This is a genomic window from Mangrovicoccus sp. HB161399, from assembly GCF_013184745.1.
Taxonomy (GTDB): domain Bacteria; phylum Pseudomonadota; class Alphaproteobacteria; order Rhodobacterales; family Rhodobacteraceae; genus Mangrovicoccus.
In genome coordinates this window covers 50,265-70,234 of record NZ_JAATVU010000005.1, presented here as the reverse complement: position 1 = coordinate 70,234, position 19,970 = coordinate 50,265, and the positions used below count along the sequence as shown (strand labels likewise).

The following is a 19,970-nucleotide window of genomic DNA, read 5'->3' as shown; positions in this document are numbered from 1 at the left end:
ATGCCGGGACGGTTCCTCGACACCAACGTGATCCTCTACCTGCTGGACGAGGGGCCGAAAGCGGAGCGCGCCGAGGCGGTTCTGGCCGGGGGCGGCACGATCAGCGTGCAGGTGCTGAACGAAGCGCTGGTCAACTGCCTGCGCAAGGCGCGGATGACCCGGGACGAGGCGGACGAGTTCCTGCACGGCATCCGCCGGGTGTGCCGCGTGCTGCCGCTGACCGCGGACGTCCATGACATCGGCCGGGCGCTGGGGGCGCGCTACGGATTCTCGGTCTACGATTCCATGATCGTCGCGGCCGCCCTTGCCGACGGCTGCGACACGCTCCTGAGCGAGGACATGCAGGACGGCCTCCTGGTCGAAGGCCGCCTGCGCATTTCCAACCCCTTCGCCTGATCAGCCCGTGCGGTCGAGCCCCGCGAGCCAGCCGGTATCGAGCTGCGGCACCGAGGAGATCAGCAGCCGCGAATAGGGGTGCTGCGCATCGGCGGCCATCCGCGCGGCGGGCAGCTGTTCGACCACCTCGCCCTTCAGCATCACCAGCACCTCGTCGCAGATCGCCTCCACCGTCGAGAGGTCGTGGCTGATGAACATGTAGCTCAGCCCCAGTTCGGTCTGCAGCTCCTTCAGCAGGTCGAGGATCGCGGCGGCGACCACCGTGTCGAGCGCCGAGGTGATCTCGTCGCAGAGGATCAGCTCGGGTTCGGCCGCGAGCGCGCGGGCGAGGTTGATCCGCTGCTTCTGTCCGCCCGACAGCTCGCCCGGCAGGCGGTGCCGCATGGCGGCAGGCAGGTGCACCATGTCGAGAAGCTCGGCGACCCGCGCCGCCTTCGCCCGTCCCGACAGCCCGTGGTAGAAGGCCAGAGGCCGCGACAGGATCGCCTCGATCGACTGTGCCGGGTTCAGCGCGGTGTCGGCGAGCTGGAACACCATCTGGCAGCGGCGCAGCTGGTCCTTGCTGCGCGACTGCAGGTCGGGGCGCAGCTCGGCCCCGTCGAATTTCATCGCGCCGCGATAGGCGGGCAGGATGCCGGCCACGGCGCGGGCCAGCGTCGACTTGCCGGATCCGCTCTCGCCGATCACGCCGAGGTTCTTGCCGCGCTCGATCCGGAAAGTCACGTCCTTGAGGATCTTCACGTCCGGCTCGCCCTTGCGGACCGCGCCATAGCCCGCGAAGAGGTGCTCCACCTGCAGGATCGGCGCTTCGTCCGGCGCCTTGCCGCGCGCGGCCGGGACATGCGGCACCGGCTCGAAGGCGGCCAGGAGCGCCTTGGTATAGGGATGCGCGGGACGGTGCAGGATGTCGTCGGTGCCGCCCTCTTCCTGGATCTCGCCGCCCTTCAGCACGATGATCCGGTCGGCGACCTGCGCCACGACGGCAAGGTCGTGGCTGACATAGACCCCGGCGATGCGGCCCGCGGCCATCACCGACTTGAAGGCCCTGAGCACTTCGATCTGGGTGGTCACGTCGAGCGCGGTGGTCGGTTCGTCGAAGATCACCAGTTCCGGATCGCCGATCAGCGCCATGGCGGCGGCAAGCCGCTGCAGCTGCCCGCCAGAGACCTGGTGCGGATAGCGCGTGCCGATCGTTTCGGGATCGGGCAGGGCGAGCGCGCGGAACAGCCCGACCGCCTTCTTCTCGGCCTCGGCCTGCGGCATCAGCCCGTGGATGTCGGTGATCTCGATCACCTGCTCCATGATCCGCTTCGACGGGTTGAAGGCGGCCGCAGCCGACTGGGGAACGTAGCTGACCTCGGTGCCGCGCAGATGGGCGCGGGCGCTTTCGCTCATCGTGGCGACGTCATGGCGGCCGACGCGGATCGAGCCGCCGGTGATCGCGCAGCCGGGGCGGCAATGGCCCATCAGCGACAGCGCGGTCGTGGTCTTGCCCGAGCCGCTCTCGCCGATCAGCGCGACGATCTCGCCGGGATGGATGTCGAAATCGAGGCCCTTGATGATCTCGACCTTGCGGCCGGCATCTGTGACGGCGCCGATGCGCAGGCCGCGGACGGAAACGAGGGGCTGCTGCGTCATCATTCGCTCCTGTCGCGGATCTTCTTGGGAAGGTTGTCGATGAACATGTTGACCGAGATGGTCAGCGTGGCGATGGCGATGCAGGGGAAGATCACCGCGGGCGCGCCGAGGGACAGGCCCTCGATGTTCTCGCGCACCAGCGCGCCCCAGTCGGCATTCGGCGGCTGCACGCCGAGGCCGAGGAAGGACAGGCCCGACAGGAGCAGCACGATGAAGACGAAGCGCACGCCCAGATCCGCCAGCACCGGGCCGAGGATGTTCGGGAAGATCTCGCGGAAGATCAGGTAGGGGGTGCGCTCGCCGCGGGCGCGGGCGACGGTGACGAAATCCATCGCGTTGACATTGACCGACAGGGCGCGGGCGAAGCGGTAGGCGCCGGGCAGGTAGATCGCTGCGAGCGTCAGCACCAGCACGGGGATCGACGAGCCGACCGCGGCCACGACCACGAGGCCGAAGAGCAGCGAGGGGATGCCGTTGAAGGCGTCGAGCAGCCGCGACAGGAGCGTGTCGAAGAGCCCGCCCATCACCGCGGCGACCATGCCGAGGATCACGCCGCCCGCGCAGGCGGCGAAGACCGCGGCCAGCGAGATGCCGACGGTGTAGCGCGAGCCCACCAGGATGCGGCTGAGCACGTCGCGGCCCAGATAGTCGCTGCCCAGCCAGAACTGGCCGCTCATCGGGCCGAAATAGTCCCAGTCGGCGATCTCGCCGATCGGATAGGGGGCGATCATCGGCGCGAAGATGGCGACGACGGCCCAGAACAGGATCATGGCGAGGCCGATGCGGCCGACCCAGTTGAAGCGCCAGGACGGGCCGGTGCCGCCCGGGCGCGGGGATGTTCGGAGAACGGAGATCATCGGCGCAGCCTCGGGTTGGACAGGATGGCGGTCAGGTCGGCGATGGTGATCAGCAGCAGGTAGCTGACGCAGAAGATCATCGCGCAGGACTGGATCAGCGGCAGGTCGCGGGTGGAGACCGCGTCGACCATCAGCTTGGCCACGCCCGGATAGTTGAAGATCGTCTCGACGATGATCACGCCGCCGACGAGATACGACAGCGACAGCGCAACCGCGTTGGCGATCGGGCCGAGCGCGTTCGGCAGCGCATGGCCCAGCACCATGCGGCGGCGCGAGGCGCCCTTCAGCAGGGCCATTTCGACATAGGGGGTGTTGATCGTCTCGATCACCGCGGCGCGGGTCATGCGGATCATCTGCGCCGAGACGACGAAGCCCAGCGTGATCACCGGCATGGCATATGCCTTGAGCATCGCGCCGATGCTGCCGGTCTCGGCGCCGTAGGACAGCGCCGGCAGCCAGCCCAGCCAGACCGCGAAGACCAGAACGGCCAGCGTGGCGACCATGAATTCGGGGACCGAGATGACCGAGATGGTCAGGATCGACACGATCCGGTCGAAGAGCGAGCCTTGCCACATGGCGGCGCCGATCCCCAGCGCCAGCGCCAGCGGCACCGAGATCGCCGTTGTCACGGCTGCCAGGCGCAGCGAATTGGCCAGCCGGTCGGCGATCAGCTCGGCCACGGGCATGTTGCTGACATAGGACATGCCGAAATCGCCGGTGGCGAGCCCGCCCATCCACCCCAGGAAGCGCCAGATGGCGGGCTGGTCCAGCCCCATCGCCTGGCGCAGCCCGGCCACGGCCTCGTCGGTCGCGGCCTGGCCCAGCAGGACCTGGGCGACATCGCCGGGCAGCAGTTCGGTGGCGAAGAACACCGCGAAGGAGACGATGACCAGCGTCACCGCCGCAATGCCCAGCCTCTGGGCGATCAGGATGTAGAAGGTCAGGGATCGGAGCAAGGCGCGCCTCCTGCGATGGCGGGGACCCGCGGTGTCCCGCGGGTCCGGTTGCGTGGATCAGGCGGCCAGCCAGACATACTCGGCGAAGGCGCAGCCCATCAGGCCGCCCAGCGGGTTGTCCTTCATGCCCATGAGCTTGTCGGTGAAGCTGTCGATGTTGCCCATGTAGGCGGGGATGATCGTCCCGGCCCCGTTCGACACCATCGCCTGCAGATCCCAGTAGATCTCCTTGCGCTTGGCCTCGTCGGTCAGGCCGCGGGCCTCTTTCAGCATCGCGTCGAATTTCTCCGACTTGTACTGGCTCTCGTTCCAGGGCGCATCCGACGCGTAGAGCAGCGAGAACAGGATGTCCGGCGTCGGGCGCGGGTTGATGTGGCCGAAATGCACCGGCGCCTTCAGCCAGTAGTTCGACCAGTAGCCGTCGTTCGGCACCCGGTCGACGGTCAGCTTCATGCCGATTTCCGCGCCGGCCTGCTGCACGATCGTCGCCATGTCGACCGAGGAGGCCGCGGCATCCGAGGCCACCATCGGGATCTCGGTGCCCAGAAGGCCTGCCTTCTCGAAGGCGTGCTTGGCGCGCTCGGGGTCGAATGCGGGGGCCTCCAGCTCGGTGTTGAAGTAGCGGTTGTTGGTCGGCACCGGCTGGTCGTTGCCGATATCGGCATAGCCGCGCAGCACCGATTTCTGGATCATCTCGCGGTTGATCAGGTGCTTCATCCCCTCGGCGAAGCCGGCCTTGGCGCCGGGCTCCAGGTCGAGCCGGATGTTGAGGTTGGTGTAGTTGCCCGCGGTGGTCACGTAGTTGGCGATGCCGGGCTTGCCGTCGAGCATCCGCATCGAGCGCGGGTTCATCTTGGCGGCGAGGCCGATATCGCCCGACAGCAGCGCGTTCATCCGCGCGTTGTTGTCGGAGATCGCGATGAACTCGATCGAGTCCAGGTACGGGCCTTCGGGCTTGAAGTAGTTCGGGTTCTTCGCGCCGACCGAGCGCACGCCGGGCTCGAACACTTCGCAGGTGAAGGCGCCGGTGCCGTTGGCAGCGGTGAAATCGGTCGTGCCCGCGGCGAGGATCATGAAGTGGTGCAGCGCCAGGATGGTCGGCAGGTCGGCATTGGGCTCGGCCAGGACGATCTTGACGGTCAGCGGGTCGACGGCCTCGATTTCGGCCATCTGCGCGGCGATTGCGTTGACCTTCGATCCGGTGGCCGGGTCGAGATGGCGCTTCAGCGACCAGACCACGTCATCGGCATCCAGCGTCTTGCCGCTGTGGAAGGCGACGCCTGATTTCAGCTTGATCTGCCAAGTCTTTGCATCGGTGGTCTCGACGGCCTCGGCCAGCTCCATCTGCGGCAGGCCGGTCTCGTCGAGGAAGGTCAGACGGTTGTAGAAGGAACAGGCGCGGACATAGTCCGTGGTGTTCGATCCCTTGGCCGGGTCCAGCGTGTCGGCGGTCGAGGAGGACCAGCCGGCCGCGCGCAGCGAGCCGCCGGAAACCGGGGTGGCGGCGACGGCGCGGGTCGCGGAACCCAGCAGCGTGCCGCCCGCGGCGAGCGTGACGCCCGAGGCCATCAGCATGCGCAGGAGGTCGTGGCGGGTGGCGCCGCGGCGGATCGCGCTTTCCACCATGGCATCATCGCGGGAGGTCCAGTTGGTCGGCAGTCTGTCGGTCATCTCGAATTTCCCTGTCTGGAGAGGTGGAGGGCCGGGCGGTCTGGTGCCGCCCTCGGCCTTTGGCGTGGCGTCCCGCGGCTCAGGCGGCGGTCTTCGCGGCCTCGTCGGCGGCCTCGGCCAGCTCGATCAGCGCGTGGAAGTGGTAGTCCGGCTCGGTGAATTCCTTCGGCTCGATCGTTCCGCCATAGCCCTTCTGGGCGTGGCGCCGCTGGATCCAGGCATTGGTCATGCCCAGTTCGCGGGAGATGCCGATGTCGTGGTACTGGCTCTGAGCGGTGTGCAGGATGTCGTCCTTGCTGCCGCCGTCCTTCTCCACATGGGCGAAGACCTGGCGGAAGTAGTCCGGGTCCGGCTTCTCGCAGCCGGTGTCGTCGGTGGTGAAGCCCGCCCAGAACGGCTGGCCCAGCTTCTCGGCGTATTTCTCGAAGGCCCAGCGGCGCGCATTGGTCATCGCGATCAGCTTGTAGCGGGCCTTCAGCTTGGCCATCGCCTCGGCGCTGTCGGGGAAGGGCTTCGCCTCGCCGACCGTATCGATCATGTGCTGGCGGTTTTCCTCGGTGTCCGGCAGGCCGAAGGCGGCGGCGATCTTCGAGTAGCAGCGGCCGAGGTCGTCGGGGAAGCGCAGCGCCTCCGGCTCGTAGCGGGCGTCGCGGTAGACCGACAGCGCGGCCTCGCCGTCGATCTCCATGCCTGCCTTGGCCGCGATCTCGGCGAGCCCCTGCTTGATGGCGCCTTCGAAGTCGATCAGCGTGCCGACGACGTCGAAGGTGACATAGCGGAACTCGGTCAGCGGTTTCGGGGCGGGTCGTGCCATTGCGGCGGTCCTTTCGGCTATGCCGCGACCTCGGTCGGCGGCAGGAAATGCTGCGGGGCATCCGGCGGGCTGCGCGTCGGGCGGAACGCCCCGGATCGGGCCTCTGGACTGCATCCTGCCTGTCCCGGGGCAGTCCCGCGTTCCGAAGGTGCCGCGCGCCGTGGCAGATTCTTCCGAATTCGGCCCTGCCACGGCACAATCGTCGGTGGAGTTCAGTAGCCCTTCTGGCGGTCCACTTCGCCGGGCAGGGGCAGTCCGGCGCGGTCGGCACGGATCACCGCCAGCGCGTGGCGCGCGCCTTCGTCCGCGGGGGTGTATGCGCCCACATGCGGGGTAACGATCACCCGCGGATCGCGCCAGGCCCAGTGGTCCGGGGGCAGAGGCTCTGGGTCGGTGACGTCGAGCATCGCGCTGCCGAGCTGTCCGCTGCCGAGCGCCGCGCGCAGGTCGTCCATGGCGAGCTGCTCGCCGCGCCCGGCATGGACCAGCCCGGCGCCCTGCGGCAGCTGCGCGAAGAGTCCGGCCCCGAGCATGCCGCGCGTCTGCGCGGTCAGCGGCAGCAGGCAGACGAGGATGTCGCTCTGCGCGAGGAAGGTGCCAAGCCCATCCGCCGCGTAGCAGTCGACGCCTTCGGGGCCGGTGCCCGAGCGGCTCCAGCCGGAGACCCGGAAGCCAAGATCGCGCAGCGTCTCCGCGACCAGCCGGCCGGTGCGGCCGAGTCCGAGAATTCCGATGCGGCGGTCCTTCGCCCGTGTCGTGGCCGCGGCCTCCCACCGGCCGCGCACGGACTGGTCGAGATAGCGCGGCATGTCGCGATGCAGCATCAGGACGGCCATCAGCACGTAGTCGCGCACCATCGCCTCGATCCCCGGCGCCACCATGCGGCAGAGCCGGATGCCTTCGGGCAGGACGGGCATGCGGTCGACGCCCGCCACCTTGCTGATCACCACGCGCAGGTTGGGATAGGCCGACAGGTCGGCAGGCGGCACCCAGCAGGCCATGTGCGTGACAAGGGCGGGATCCCCGACGGCATCGGGGCCGGGAAGCAACTGCTCCCCGGCCCCTGCGAAGATCTCCGCCCAGACGGCCATGCGGCCGTCCGGCTCGAGATAGAGCAGCGCCATCAGGCCATGGCCGCCCGGATTTCCGGGTCTTCCAGCGTCTCGTCCAGCACGGCGCGGGTGCGCTCGACGATGGCGTCGATCTCTTCGGGCGTGCAGCACAGCGGCGGGGCGTAGCCGAAGATGCCCTGGGCGAAGGAGCGGATGATCAGCCCCTTCTCCCAGGCGCGGTCGAAGAGACGCGTCGCGGGCTGCACGGCGGCGGGCAGCGGCGTCTTCTTCTCCTTGTCGGTGACCAGCTCGACGGCGGCCAGCATGCCGCGGCCGCGGACATCGCCGACCAGCGGGTGGTCCGCCAGCGTGGCAAGGCCCGCCATCAGCCGCTCGCCCATCTTCCGGCCGTTCTCGAACAGACCGCCCTGGTAGAGCGCCAGCACTTCCAGCGCGACGGCGGCCGAGACGGGATGCGCCGAGTAGGTGAAGCCGTGGCCCACCGCCTTGGCGCCCGCGCCCTCGGCAATGGTTTCGTAGACATGGTCCGACATGAACACGGCGCCCATCGGGACATAGCCCGAGGTCAGGCCCTTGGCGGTGGTCATCATGTCCGGCACGATGCCCTCTTCCTCGCAGGCAAAGGCCGGGCCGGTGCGGCCGAAGCCGGTGATGACCTCGTCGGCGACGAACAGGATGCCGAGCTCGCGGCAGGCATCGCGCATCGCCTTGATCCAGCCCTTCGGCGGAACCAGCACGCCGCCCGAGCCTTGGATCGGCTCGACATAGAAGGCGGCGACGCGCTCCGGACCGATCGCCTCGACCTTGGCCTTCAGCTCGGCCACGGAGGCGTCGATGATGGTCTGCGGGTCCTGGCCCAGCGGGTTGCGGTAGACGTAGTGCGACGAGATCTTGTGCTGCCAGGCGAAGGGCAGGCCGAAGCCCTCGTGGAAGGCCGGCAGCGCGGTCAGGCCCGCGCCCTGCGAGGTGGAGCCGTGATAGCCCTGCTCGACCGAGATGAACTGGTCGCGCTGCGCCTCGCCCTTGGCGTGCCAGTAGTAGCGCACGAAGCGGATCGTGCTGTCGACCGCGTCCGAGCCGCCGAGCGAGAAATAGAGGTGGTTCAGGTCGCCCGGCGCCAGCTCCGCCAGCGCGGCGGCCAGACGGATCGGTGCCTCGGTGCCGAGGTCGAAATAGCCTGTGGCATAGGGCAGGCGGCGCATCTGCTCGGCTGCGGCCTCGACGATGCTTTCATGGCCGTAGCCCGCGTTCACGCACCACAGGCCCGCGAAGCCGTCGATCAGGGTGCGGCCCTCGGCATCGGTGACCTGCGCGCCCTTGGCGGAGTTCAGCAGGCGCACGCCGCGGGATTCGTGGCCGCGGAAGGAGGAGACGGGGTGGATCAGGTGGCGGCGGTCGAGTTCGACCAGGGAGTTGGACAGCATGATGTGCTCCGGCTGGATTGTGCGGAATTTCGGATCAGGATGCGATGACGAAGATCTTCTTCACCGTCTCGATGGTCTGCCAGCGGCCCGTGAAGCCCGGCTTCATCACGAAGCTGTCTCCGGGGCCGAAGTCATGGCTCTCGCCGCCGTCTTCGCTGATCCGGCAGTGGCCCGACAGGATGTGGCAGAATTCGAAGGTTTCGCCCTTCAGCGACACGGTGGTGCCCGGCGTGGCTTCCCAGATGCCGGTGCGGATCTTGCCCCAGGGCGCCGCCTCGGCCAGCGCGGCGTCGAGATCCCAGGTCTTGTAGGAGGGCTTGCCCTCGATCAGGCGGTCTTCGGCGGCGTCGGTGCAGCGCGGCTCGGAAGCGGGGGCGGTGTCGACGGGGAGGAGGAGGGTCATCGCGGGAATCCTGTCAGGGTCGGTCTGGCGGGGCGAACATCGCCCGGACAGGGCGCAGGGGGCGGCTGAATCCCGCGCGGTGGCGGCAGGACTTGCCGGATCGCCGGCCCGATACGGCATTTCCTGCCTTCACCGGGGCAAAGCCGGAATCCGGCGCGGGGTGGTGCCTGCTAGGGTCGGAGCGAGCGCAATCGACAGGACCGCCGCTCGGGTCCCGGAAGGAAGACGGAAGTGAAATTCACATCCTACTGGCATGATACCGCGCCCCGTTTCGGGGCCGCGCAAACCGCCCCGGTCTCGGGACGTTTCGATGTCGTGGTCATCGGCGGCGGCTTCACCGGACTGAACGCGGCGCGCAAGCTGGCGAAGGAAGGCGTGTCGGTCGCGCTGCTGGAGGCGGGCCATGTCGGCGCCGGCGGCTCGGGCCGGAACGGCGGGCACCTCAACAACGGCGTGGCGCATGGCTATGCCTCGGCCAAGGCGCATCTGGGCGCGGAACGGGCGCATGCGCTCTACCAGGCCTATGACCGCTCGATCGACATGATCGAGGCGCTGATCGCCGAGGAAGGCATCGACTGCAGTTTCCGCCGCTGCGGCAAGCTGAAGCTGGCCTCCAAGGCCTCCCATGCCGACGGGCTGAAGGCGAATATCGAGCTGATCGCGCGCGAGGTCGATCCCGAGACCGACTGGATCCCGCGCGAGGGGCTGGAGGCCGAGGTCGGCGGCGGCGGCTTCCACGGCGGCGCGCTCTACAAGAAGACGGCAATGATGCATATGGGCCGCTACGTGCACGGCCTGGCCGAGGCCGCTGCGCGGCACGGCGCGAAGATCTGGGAGGACGCGCCGGTCACCGCCCGCGAGAAATCCGGATCGGGCTGGAAGGTCGCCACGCCCAAGGGCACCATCGAGGCGGACCGGGTGATCGCCGCGACCGGCGCCTATGGCGGGTCGGTGAAGGGCGCGCCCTTCGGCTATTTCCGCCGCAGGATCATTTCCGTCGGCTCCTTCATCATCGCGACGCGGCCGCTGGGCGAAGCCGAGATCGCGGCGACCGTGCCCGGCAACCGCACCTATGTCACCTCGCTGAACATCGGCAACTATTTCCGCCTGAGCCCCGACAACCGGCTGATCTTCGGCGGCCGGGCGCGGTTCTCGGCCGTGTCCGACCAGCAGTCAGACGCCAAATCGGGCGAGATCCTGCGCGCCTCGCTGGCGCGGACCTTCCCGCATCTGTCGGACGTGCAGATCGACTATTGCTGGGGCGGGCTCGTCGGCATGACCAAGGACCGCTATCCGCGTGCCGGCGAGGCCGACGGCATGATCTACGGCATGGGCTATTCCGGGCACGGTGCCCAGATGTCGACGCTGGTGGGCCAGAGCCTGGCCGACCTGGCGATGGGCCGCACCGGCACCAACCCGCTGCAGGGGCTCGACTGGCCGCCCATCCCGATGCATGTCGGCGAGCCGTGGTTCCTGCCGCTGGTGGGCCTGTGGTTCGGGCTGAAGGACCGGCTGTCCTGACTGCCGCGCGCCGTGCCGCTGCCGCGGCGCGGTCCCGTCCGGGCCGGCTCAGCCGAAGGAGTGAGAGGCCATCCCGAAGATCTGCGGGCCGGACATGGCGCGGCGCTGCGCGCCCAGCACCATTTCCGACAGCGTGTCGTAGACGCCGAGGCCGGCCGCGGCCAGGAAGGCGCCGAAGACCGCGCTGTCGCTGAGCGTGTCGATGCGCAGGAACTTGCCCTCGTTCGCCAGGATGAAGGGCGCGGCCATCTGCATGGCGATGCGGTCCTCGGTGGCCACCACCGGGCCGATCACCTTGCCGCGGCCGAAATCGCGCATCAGCGCATAGCCGATGACCTCGCCGTCCTTCACCGCGGCGATGCCTTCGGAGATGCCCAGGAACACGTCCAGCGCCGCGGTCCGGCTGGCGCCGTAGGCATGGGCGTCGAGCGCGCGGATCGCGGGCGCGTCGCCGGGGGCGAGCTTGCGGATTTCGACCCCGGGGACCGGATCGGGCGCATGGATGGCGCGCGCCCGGCCCTGATGCTGGCGCACGAGGCCGCGCGGCTCGAACCCTTCGCTTTCGTAGAGCCGGTAGCCCGCCTTGGTCGCGGTCAGCCGGAGGTCGCAGCCCGCGGCCTCGGCCATCACCATGCGCATGAGCCAGCGCCCGGTGCCATAGGAGCGCAGCCGCGGCGCCACCACCATCATGCCGAGGAAGCTGAACTCGTCCTCCGCCGGGAAATGCATCACCGAGCCCATGGCCCGGCCGATCGCGTCGGTGGCGACATAGCCCTCGCCGAGCCGGATCATCAGGTCCAGATCGCGGCCGCGATGCGGCCAGAACACGCCGACCGCCAGCTCGTGCAGCAGCGGCCGGTGCTCCGGCGCCACGCGGTGCGCGGTCGCCAGGAAACTGTCGATCATCATCTGGTCCGGGCCGGGCGCCCCCGCGCCGGTTCCGCTCTCCAGACTTTCCGCCGATGCCATGCCGTCTTTCCTTGCGCCTTGCTGCCAATGGACCGCCCGCACGGGGCGGCCGCTGCATGATGGCACGGGCTCTGCGGGGGAAAAGCCCGTATCTGCGCGCGAAACAGAAGAATATTCGGCGGCGGGCCGGGCTGCCCGCCGCGCAGGCGGTTCAGCCTGCCTGCGTGGCGCGCCACCAGCCGAGGCAGGACTCCAAGTGGAGCCGCAGATCCGGGGAGAGCCGCTGGACCCCGGCGAGGCGCGAGAGGTCGGCCGCCGGATCGGCAGCGGCCTCCAGCGCCCCGGCATTGGCGTCGCAGAGCGCGGCAATCTCGGCGCGGGAAATGTCGCGCAGGTCGCGCTCCGGCTGGCTGCGGAATGGCACGCGGAGAGCATGGCTGCCACGGCTCCAGACGAATTCCGCCGCGTCCTCGGCATGCAGGTCCACCTCGCCGAGCGCGCCGCGGACCCGGTCCGCGATGCGCCGCCCGGTCCGTTGCCAGCCATGCAGGGCCGCGATCCGCCGGGCCAGCTGCGCCAGCGGCAGAGGGCCCTCGGCCGCCGCGATCTCGGCGACCAGCGCGGCCAGAACCGCGTCGTAGGACGGATCGAAGAACCGCTCCGGATCGGCCTCGAGCACGGTGCCCTCGAGCGCGCGGCGTTCCGGTGCAGCGAGTGCCGGAAGGGTCTCCGCAGGCTCGGGATCCGGCACGGCATCCTCCCAGGGCAGGATCTCCTCCGCCTCTTCCGCCGGCTGCGCGCGCGCGGCACGGTCCGCCTCCAGCCGCGCGGCCAGCGCCTCGTGCAGCCGCTCGGCCACCGGACCCGGGCTGCGGAACCAGTCGGTCGACCAGACCCGCAGGATCGTCCAGCCGAGATTTTCCAGCACGGCCTGGCGGATCTTGTCGCGGTCGCGCGCCGTGGCCGAACTGTGATAGCTCGCGCCGTCGCATTCCACCCCGGCGAGGAAAGCTCCCGCCCGGTCGGGATGGATGATCCCGAGATCGATGCGGAATCCCGAGACGCCGATCTGGGTGCGGACGTCCCAGCCCTTGGCCGCCAGCGCGGCCATCACTGCCGCCTCGAAGCCGTTCTCGGCAGGTCCGCGGGACCCCTCGTCCTGGGCCGGCAGCGCCTCCGGCCCCCGCGCAGCGAAATCGAGGAAGCCCTTGAGATGGGCGACGCCGAGCGCGCGGGTCCGGTCGAGGTCGATCTGGTCGGCATCGAGCGAGGCAAAGACATGGAGTTCCCGGCGCGCACGGGTGACGGCCACGTTCAGCCGCCGCTCGCCGCCGTCGCCGTTGAGCGCGCCGAAGGCCATCGACAGCTTGCCGGCCGCATCCGGTCCGAAGGTGACCGAGAACAGCATCACGTCGCGTTCGTCGCCCTGGATGTTTTCCAGGTTCTTGACGATCACCGGCTCGTCGCGGGCATCTTCGAAGAACCATTCCAGCCGCGGGTCGCGGCGGCGTTCCTCGTCGAAGAGGTCGAGGATCAGCCCCTGCTGCTGGGCGTTGAAGGTGATCACTCCGAGCGTCGGGCGCGCCGCTTCGGGCAGCTCCGCCCATGCCGAGAGCCGGTCGATGGCCAGCCGCACGGCCGCGCGCGCCTCCGCTTCGTTGGTGCGCCCGCGTCCGCGCCCGTAGGTGCCGCCGATCTGGTGCAGCCGCACCGCGCCCGCGCCGGGGTCGGGCGAGGGGAAGGTGACCAGCCGGCCGCCGTAATAGTGCCAGTTCGAGAACGCGATCAGCGACTCGTCGCGGCTGCGGTAGTGCCAGTTCAGCTGCTGCGTCGGCACGCCTGCGGCGGAAACCTCGTCGAGGATCGAGGGCATGTCGCGCTCCATCTCCGGCAGGTCCTCGTCGCCGTCGTCGCTGCGGCCGAAGAAATTGGTGGGCGGCAGCTGCTTGGGGTCGCCGACGATGATCGCCTGGCGGCCGCGGGCAATGGCGCCGACCGCGTCCCAGGTGGTGATCTGCGAGGCCTCGTCGAAGATCACCAGGTCGAAGGCCGCCTGTCCCGGCGGCAGGTACTGCGCGACCGAGAGCGGGGACATCAGCACGCAGGGGGCGAGCCGCGGAAAGCTTTCCGGCATTTCCGCGATCAGCGCGCGGATCGGCAGGCTGGGCCGCTGCAGGCCCAGCTGGTGGCGCAGCACGCCGAGCTCGGATTTCCTCGGCACCGCATCGCGCGCAGGCAGGCCGTGGCGCAGCCGCGCCATCACCTGGCCCGGCGCCATTTCGGCGGCGCGGGCATCGAGCGCGCGGAACTGGCGGATCGCGTCTTCATGCGCCCAGTGCGAGAATCCGCGCAGGAGCGGCTCGCCATCCATCGCCATCGGCAGCCACCAGGCGGCATAGGCCGCCTCGAACGCCTCGGCCGCGGGGCTGCCAAGCAGCCCGGCCTCCAGCGCCTCGGCCAGCGGGGCGAGTCCCGCCGCCTCCGCCTCGCCGCGCGCCGCAACCCAGCGGGTCCAGTCGGCCAGGTGGTCCTTCTGGGCCTCCAGCGCATCGAGCGCCGCGCAGAGCGCGTCCGGCGCCATCTCCGGCGCGGACCCGGCCGTCTCGGCAAAGGCGCCGAGGGCGGGACGGAAGGCCTCCAGATCGGTGCGGAGCCGGGCCAGGGCCTCGGCCAGCGCGCCGGGGGCACGGGCCGCGAGGGCATCGCGGGCGGCCTGCCAGCGGGCGGGATCCTCCGCCTCCGGGGCCAGCGCGCCGAGCGCGGCACGGAGGGCGGCGGCTTCGGCGGTCCAGCGCGCCAGCCGCGCCGGATCGGTGGCCGTCCCGCCGAGGGCCGGTGCCGCGGCCAGCGCTGAGGCAGCCAGCACAGCCGCCTGCCGCTTCGCCTCGGCGAGGGCCGCGATGTCGCGCGCGGGATCGGCCCGGCCGCCGGTGGCATAGGTCTGCAGGAGCTTGCGCACCGAGGATTTCGCGAACCAGGAGAACGGCCAGAATTTCGCCTGCGCCCGCCGCCAGTCGGCATCGAGCGTCTCCAGCGGCAGCGTGCCGAGCCGGTCCAGCGGATAGCTGGCGGCCAGCCCCGCAACCGCCGCGCCATGGGCCGTCAAGGCGGCGCCGAACGCCGCCGCCTCGCGCTCCAGCGCTTCGGCGGAGAGCAGCAGCGAGGTCGTCACGTCCTCGGTTCCCGCGGCCGCCTCGGCGAGCCGGCCCAGACGGTCGATCCCGGCCGGCGCCAGAACGCCGTCTGACAGCCCTGCCAGCCGGGCGGCCGCGGCCGCGGAGTCCGCCAGCGCCCCCGCGGCGGCACGCAGGCCGGCGGTGCGGGCAAGCAGCTCCGCCTGCCAGGCAAATGACCAGTCTCCGGCGGACACCAGCGGCAGGGCCGGGCGTCCGGCCACGATCTCGCGGCAGCGGCCCAGCGTGGCGGCGATGCGGCGCAGCCGGGCGTAGCTTTCCGCGTCATGCGCGTCCTTGCCCTCGAAGCTCAGCGCGAAGGGCTGCGGGTTCCCTGCGGCCCGGCCGATCGCCTGATAGGTGCTGAAGCCCTGCCGTCCCTTGCGGTGCAGGGCTCCGACATAGGCGTTCAGCCCGTCGCGGGTGACGGCAAGCTCCTCCGTGACCTGCAGCCATTCGCCTTCGGGCGCCTCAGCGGCGCGGTCCCAGGCACGGCCGAGCTGGCCCAGCACGGTCTTGCGGTCCGCCTTGGCGGAATGAAGCTCCAGCACCGCATCGCCCAGCCCGCTGGCCGAAAGCCGCCGCTGCACCACGTCGAGCGCCGCGGCCTTCTCGGCGACGAAGAGCACGGTCTTCCCCAGCCCGAGGCATTGCGAGATGATGTTGGCGATGGTCTGGCTCTTGCCGGTGCCGGGAGGACCGATCAGCACGAAGTCATGCCCCTCCTGCGCGGCCAGAACGGCGGCAAGCTGCGAGGAATCCGCCGGGAGCGGCGCGAAGAGGTCCTTCGGCGCGATCCGGCGGTCGACCTCCTGCGGCCCGGGAAGGCCGGGCGCGCCCGGCGGCAGGAAGGCCTCTTCCGGCCCGTCGACCAGGTGGCGCACCAGGGGACTCTCGCGCAGGCTGTCGGTGCGGTCGACGAGGTCCTTCCACATCAGGAACTTGGCGAAGGAGAAGGTGGACAGGGCCAGCTCTTCCGCCACCTCGAACCCGGCCACGTCGCGGACCCTGCGGCGGAGGATGTCGAAGATCATCGGCAGGTCATGGCCGCTGCCGTCGCGGGGCAGTTCGCCTTCCAGTTCGGGGATGGCGAGGTCGAAATCGCGCTTTAGGAATTCCAGCAGGGTCGCGTTGAAGCGGATGTCGTCTTCGTGGTGCTCGATCACGAAATCCGACTGGGCCGAGCGGCGCGAGATCTTCACCGGAATCAGCAGGAGCGGCGCCCGGTAGGTCTTCGTGTCGCCCTCCGTCCGCTTCCAGCGCAGGAAGCCGGCGGCCAGGAACAGGGTGTTGGTGCCTCCTTCCGCAAGGTCGCTGCGGGCGCGGCGGTAGAGTTCGACCAGCCGCGCCTGGGTCTCCTTGCCGTCGAGCGGCACGGCGATCTGGCCCTTCCCGAAAGCGTCGCGCGCGACCTCGGCCATCAGCGCCGCCTGCTCGCCGGGGGCGAGGTCGCGGGATCCGGCCGGATCCTCGTCCTGCAGCGCCAGCGCGCGGAATTTCTGCCCAGCGGCCAGCCGGTCCTCGAGTGCGGGCACGTCCGGGCAGAGGAAGGGCAGGGTCTGGCGGGTGTCGCGGAAATTCAGCAGCCGGTTGCGCAGCGACAGGTCGAGGAGCTTCCTCTGCCAGCGCGAGATCCGGCCGGCGGCGGTCTCCGGCTCGGCCTCCGCCAGGTCGCCCGGCAGCCGCCCGAGATCGAGCGGACGGGGCAGGGCGGCCGGACTGGCCGGGGTCTCGGCCTCCGCCGCCTCTTCCGCGCGGTGCGAGGCAAGCGGCCGGATCCGCGCGGCGCGGGCGCGCGAGATGTCAACCGCCATGCGGAAAGCATGCTCGTTGTGCTCGGCGACCAGATCGCGCCCGGCGGCGGCGGCCTCTTCGAAGCCCACGCTCGGCCGCCTGGCCAGCAGCACGGTTTCCAGCATGACGAACTCGCGGGCATCCGCCGCCTTGCGCACCGCGACCACGTCCGGTTCCGTCGCCGCGCCGAAATCGCGCTCCGTCAGCCAGAGGCCGGTCCAGGCATGGTCCTCTGCGAAGAGCACGACGGGATTCAGCCCGGCCGCCTCCAGGCAGGCCGCCAGGAACAGGGCGCTATCCAGGCAGGTGGCCAGCCCCTCGGCCCGGATGCGGCCCGGGTCCCGGATCTTCTGGCCGGCGGTCTCGAAGGAGGCAGGCGGCACGGCATAACTCAGTCCCAGACCGGTCAGCGCCGACCAGACCGCGCCGGCCAGCATCCAGGCCCGGCCCGGATCCTTCGACAGGTAGCCGTCGATCGCGCCGTCATGCCCGGCAGCCTCGAGCAGGACGGACGCCTCCTTCAGCACCGCAGCCACCGCCGGTTCGTTGGGCGAGACATGGGCGGCCAGCAGGGGCGCCATCTCGCCCAGCCCGCCCCATTCGTCGCGCGCCAGCATCTCGACCGGACGCACGGCCCGGCCGAGCAGGTCGCCGCCGCGATGCACGGTGACGGCGAGCTCGCCCAGCTCCGCCTCGTTGAGCCCGCCGAGCAGCGCGGGATCGAGCGGCGTGTCGAGCTGCGGCAGCGCCAGCGTCTCTCCGGAGGCCAGCCGGTCGACGGTCCAGGTTTTCGGCCGGATCAGGCCGGGGCGGCACTCCGCGGTGACGGTCAGCCCTTCGAGCGGAGCGGTTCCGGCATTGCGCAGGGCGATACCGCGCAGGATCGACACGCCGTTCTGGGCGGAGGCGGCATTGACCCGCGCAACCGCTTCGACCGCAATGTCCAGGGCGGCGCCTTCTGCCTGGCCGCGCGCTTCGAGCATCATGTTTGGCACGTCCTGAATCTCCCCGCGCTGCCGGTGCCCATAGCTGCACAGGGCGCCGGAACTGTCAATCGATGCTCCGACAACTGGTTGTTACATATACTGTTTTCTACAGGACAGGCGGCGCGGTGCAGATGCCCCGGGCCTGCCCGCCAGGACAAATTGGGGTGTTGACCCCATACGATCGGAGACCCCCGGGCGGTAGCCCTTGGACATGCACACACACGCCCAGGGGGAGACGGAACATGACCCGCAAAAACGCAGTTGAAGAGCTCGCAGACCAGCTTTCGGACACCGCCACCGGCATCGCCGGCGCGCTCGGCACAATCGGCGCGGTGCAATGGGTGCTGGGCGAGGCGAAGGACGCCGCCGACGCGGCCAGCAACTTCCACAACGACATCAAGGACGCCGAGGAGAAGGTCGAAGACCTCAAGATGGTCGTCAAGGTGCTGTCGAAATTCGGTCCGGCCGGCAAGATCGTCAGCCTGCTGGGCAAGGTGATCGACAAGGTGGAGGACGGCATCGGGGAGCTGCGGAAATCGGCCGAGGACACCGACGAGGCCTATGCCGGGATCGCCACCGCCATCGGCGGGGTCCAGAAGGTGCTGTCCGCGGTCGAGCTGCCGCTGGACAACAGCGCCGCGGACATCGGCTCCGTGCTCGACAGCCTGAAGGATGCCGCGGCCGCCTTCGACATCGACGAGGGGCTGCTGGACGGAGTCCAGGCCGCCACGCTGGCCGATATCCGCGGGATGGTCGAGGGACTCGACGGCAGCGATCTCGGCGCGGTGCAGAATGCGCTCGACGCGGTGGCCGCCAAGGCCGCGGCGCTGGTCACGGCGGCCAATCCGCTGTCGCAGATCGCGGGCACGCTGGCATCGGCCTCCGCGCAGCTGTCGGACATGATCTCGGCCCTGAACCCGCTCTTCAGCCCACTGGGGAAGGTTGCCGATGCGCTGAAGCCCTTCGAATGGGTGCTGGACAAGGCCGACTGGCTGATCTCGAAGATCATCGATCCGGTGCTGGACCCGATCCTCGACAAGACCGGCATCACCGGCATGCTGCAGGGGGTCGCCGACAAGATCTCCGGCATGCTGCCCTCGGCCGGCATGTTCGGCCCGATCGACAGCGTGGCCGCGGCGATCCTGCCGGTCCTGGACGGGGGCGGGATCGAAGGCGCGGCAGAGGAGCTGAAGCAGGCCCTGACCGGGCGGCTTCTGGGCGAGGGCGGCATCCTCGCGGTGCTGCTGGACGAAGGCGGTGACGGCGCCGATCTGGTGCTCGGCCGCAATGACATTGCCGGGGCGGTCTCGACGCTGCTGGGCTTCGGCACCGGCGACGTGATCTCGGCGGGGCAGGGCGACGACATTCTGGACGGCGGCGCGGGCAACGACATCCTGGTCGACGGCGCAGGCAACGACGTCAACGACGGCGGCGCAGGCCATGATGCGGTCTTCTTCGCGGCCGGGGTGGCGGAGGCGGAATTCGTCTTCAACGCCGACGGCTCCCTGTCCGTGATCCACGGCGGCGAAACCGACACTGTGGTCAACGCCGAGACACTGATCTTCGAGGATGCCGCCTTCGGCATTGACGGTGCCACCGCCGTCCGGACCATCGGCCATTCGGGCGGCACCCGCGCGCTCGGCGGCACCTCCGGCCATGACGTCCTGATCGGCGGGGACGGGGATGACGCGATCGAGGGCTACGTCGGGCGCGACCGGATCTTCGGCGGCGCGGGCAATGACAGCCTGCGCGGCGGGATCGGCACCGACACGCTGGACGGCGGCGCGGGCGACGACAAGCTCGAAGGCGGCTACGGCGCGGACGTGCTCTCGGGCGGCGCGGGCAATGACAAGCTGCGCGGCGGGATGGAGAACGACACGCTCTCGGGCGGCGGCGGAAACGACAAGCTGCAGGGCGGCTTCAATGCCGATGTCCTCTCGGGCGGCGCGGGCGACGACGTGCTGCGCGGCGGCTACGGCCGGGACGTCCTGGAGGGCGGCGCGGGCGCCGACAAGATGTCCGGCGGCGCGGGGGCGGATACCTTCGTCTTCACCGGCGCCGATGCGGACGGCGCGCGGAACGTTATCCGCGATTTCGAGCAGGGCAGCGACGTGATCGACCTGTCCGCCATGGACGCGGTCCCCGCCACTGATGCCCAGGATGCGCTGGTCTTCATCGCGGACGCGGCCTTCAGCGGCACCGCGGGGGAACTGCGCAGCTGCGAGGCGGACGGCCGCACCTGGGTCGAGGCCGATCTCGACGGCGACGGCTCGGCCGATTTCTCGGTCATGCTGCGCGGCGCACCCGACCTCGGAGCCTCGGATTTCATCTTCTGATGGCCGCATCCCTCCGCCA

General features: G+C 70.1%; 13 protein-coding genes. 3 read left to right on the top strand and 10 right to left on the bottom strand.

The window, feature by feature from the left end; translation table 11 throughout:
* Nucleotides 1–396: a PIN domain-containing protein gene (locus HCC78_RS04215; RefSeq protein ID WP_172327489.1), complete on the top strand. Its 396-nt coding sequence runs from the start codon at nucleotides 1–3 to the stop codon at nucleotides 394–396.
* Here HCC78_RS04215 and HCC78_RS04210 read toward each other — a convergent pair whose 3' ends face one another.
* From HCC78_RS04210 to HCC78_RS04175, 8 genes are all read right to left on the bottom strand, one after another.
* On the bottom strand, nucleotides 397–2,034 hold the full coding sequence (locus HCC78_RS04210; protein WP_172327488.1) for an ABC transporter ATP-binding protein: 1,638 nt from the start codon (nucleotides 2,032–2,034) through the stop codon (nucleotides 397–399). It lies immediately after the preceding gene.
* Nucleotides 2,034–2,891, bottom strand: a complete 858-nt coding sequence (locus tag HCC78_RS04205) for an ABC transporter permease (RefSeq protein WP_172327487.1) — start codon at nucleotides 2,889–2,891, stop codon at nucleotides 2,034–2,036. The genes HCC78_RS04210 and HCC78_RS04205 overlap by 1 nt, the downstream gene beginning before the upstream one ends.
* Entirely contained in the window at nucleotides 2,888–3,847 is a 960-nt protein-coding gene (locus HCC78_RS04200; protein WP_172327486.1) for an ABC transporter permease, read from the bottom strand. The genes HCC78_RS04205 and HCC78_RS04200 overlap by 4 nt, the downstream gene beginning before the upstream one ends.
* Nucleotides 3,848–3,904: 57 nt before the next feature.
* Nucleotides 3,905–5,518: an ABC transporter substrate-binding protein gene (locus HCC78_RS04195; protein WP_172327485.1), complete on the bottom strand. Its 1,614-nt coding sequence runs from the start codon at nucleotides 5,516–5,518 to the stop codon at nucleotides 3,905–3,907.
* Between the two features lie 79 nt (nucleotides 5,519–5,597).
* The gene (locus tag HCC78_RS04190) at nucleotides 5,598–6,332 is read right to left on the bottom strand and encodes an HAD-IA family hydrolase (RefSeq protein ID WP_172327484.1); all 735 of its coding nucleotides are present in this window, start codon (nucleotides 6,330–6,332) and stop codon (nucleotides 5,598–5,600) included.
* Between the two features lie 212 nt (nucleotides 6,333–6,544).
* Nucleotides 6,545–7,456 carry a glyoxylate/hydroxypyruvate reductase A gene (locus HCC78_RS04185; protein ID WP_172327483.1) on the bottom strand — a complete coding sequence of 304 codons (912 nt, stop codon included), beginning with the start codon at nucleotides 7,454–7,456 and terminating at the stop codon, nucleotides 6,545–6,547.
* Complete coding sequence (locus tag HCC78_RS04180; RefSeq protein WP_172327482.1) at nucleotides 7,456–8,829, bottom strand: aspartate aminotransferase family protein; 1,374 nt, start codon at nucleotides 8,827–8,829, stop codon at nucleotides 7,456–7,458. The genes HCC78_RS04185 and HCC78_RS04180 overlap by 1 nt, the downstream gene beginning before the upstream one ends.
* Nucleotides 8,830–8,863: 34 nt before the next feature.
* Nucleotides 8,864–9,232 carry a cupin domain-containing protein gene (locus tag HCC78_RS04175; protein WP_172327481.1) on the bottom strand — a complete coding sequence of 123 codons (369 nt, stop codon included), beginning with the start codon at nucleotides 9,230–9,232 and terminating at the stop codon, nucleotides 8,864–8,866.
* Between the two features lie 231 nt (nucleotides 9,233–9,463).
* Here HCC78_RS04175 and HCC78_RS04170 point away from each other — a divergent pair, with 231 nt between their 5' ends.
* A complete protein-coding gene (locus HCC78_RS04170; protein WP_172327480.1) occupies nucleotides 9,464–10,753 on the top strand; it encodes an FAD-dependent oxidoreductase in 1,290 nt (429 codons plus the stop codon).
* A 48-nt stretch (nucleotides 10,754–10,801) separates the two neighbouring features.
* Here the strand turns inward: HCC78_RS04170 and HCC78_RS04165 are convergent, their stop codons facing one another.
* Nucleotides 10,802–11,722 carry a GNAT family N-acetyltransferase gene (locus tag HCC78_RS04165; protein WP_172327479.1) on the bottom strand — a complete coding sequence of 307 codons (921 nt, stop codon included), beginning with the start codon at nucleotides 11,720–11,722 and terminating at the stop codon, nucleotides 10,802–10,804.
* 151 nt (nucleotides 11,723–11,873) lie between these two features.
* A complete protein-coding gene (locus tag HCC78_RS04160; protein WP_172327539.1) occupies nucleotides 11,874–17,615 on the bottom strand; it encodes a DUF3320 domain-containing protein in 5,742 nt (1,913 codons plus the stop codon).
* A 242-nt stretch (nucleotides 17,616–17,857) separates the two neighbouring features.
* On the opposite strand from HCC78_RS04160, the gene HCC78_RS34600 reads away from it, so the two are divergent.
* The gene (locus HCC78_RS34600) at nucleotides 17,858–19,951 is read left to right on the top strand and encodes a calcium-binding protein (RefSeq protein ID WP_172327478.1); all 2,094 of its coding nucleotides are present in this window, start codon (nucleotides 17,858–17,860) and stop codon (nucleotides 19,949–19,951) included.
* Nucleotides 19,952–19,970 lie beyond the last annotated feature (19 nt).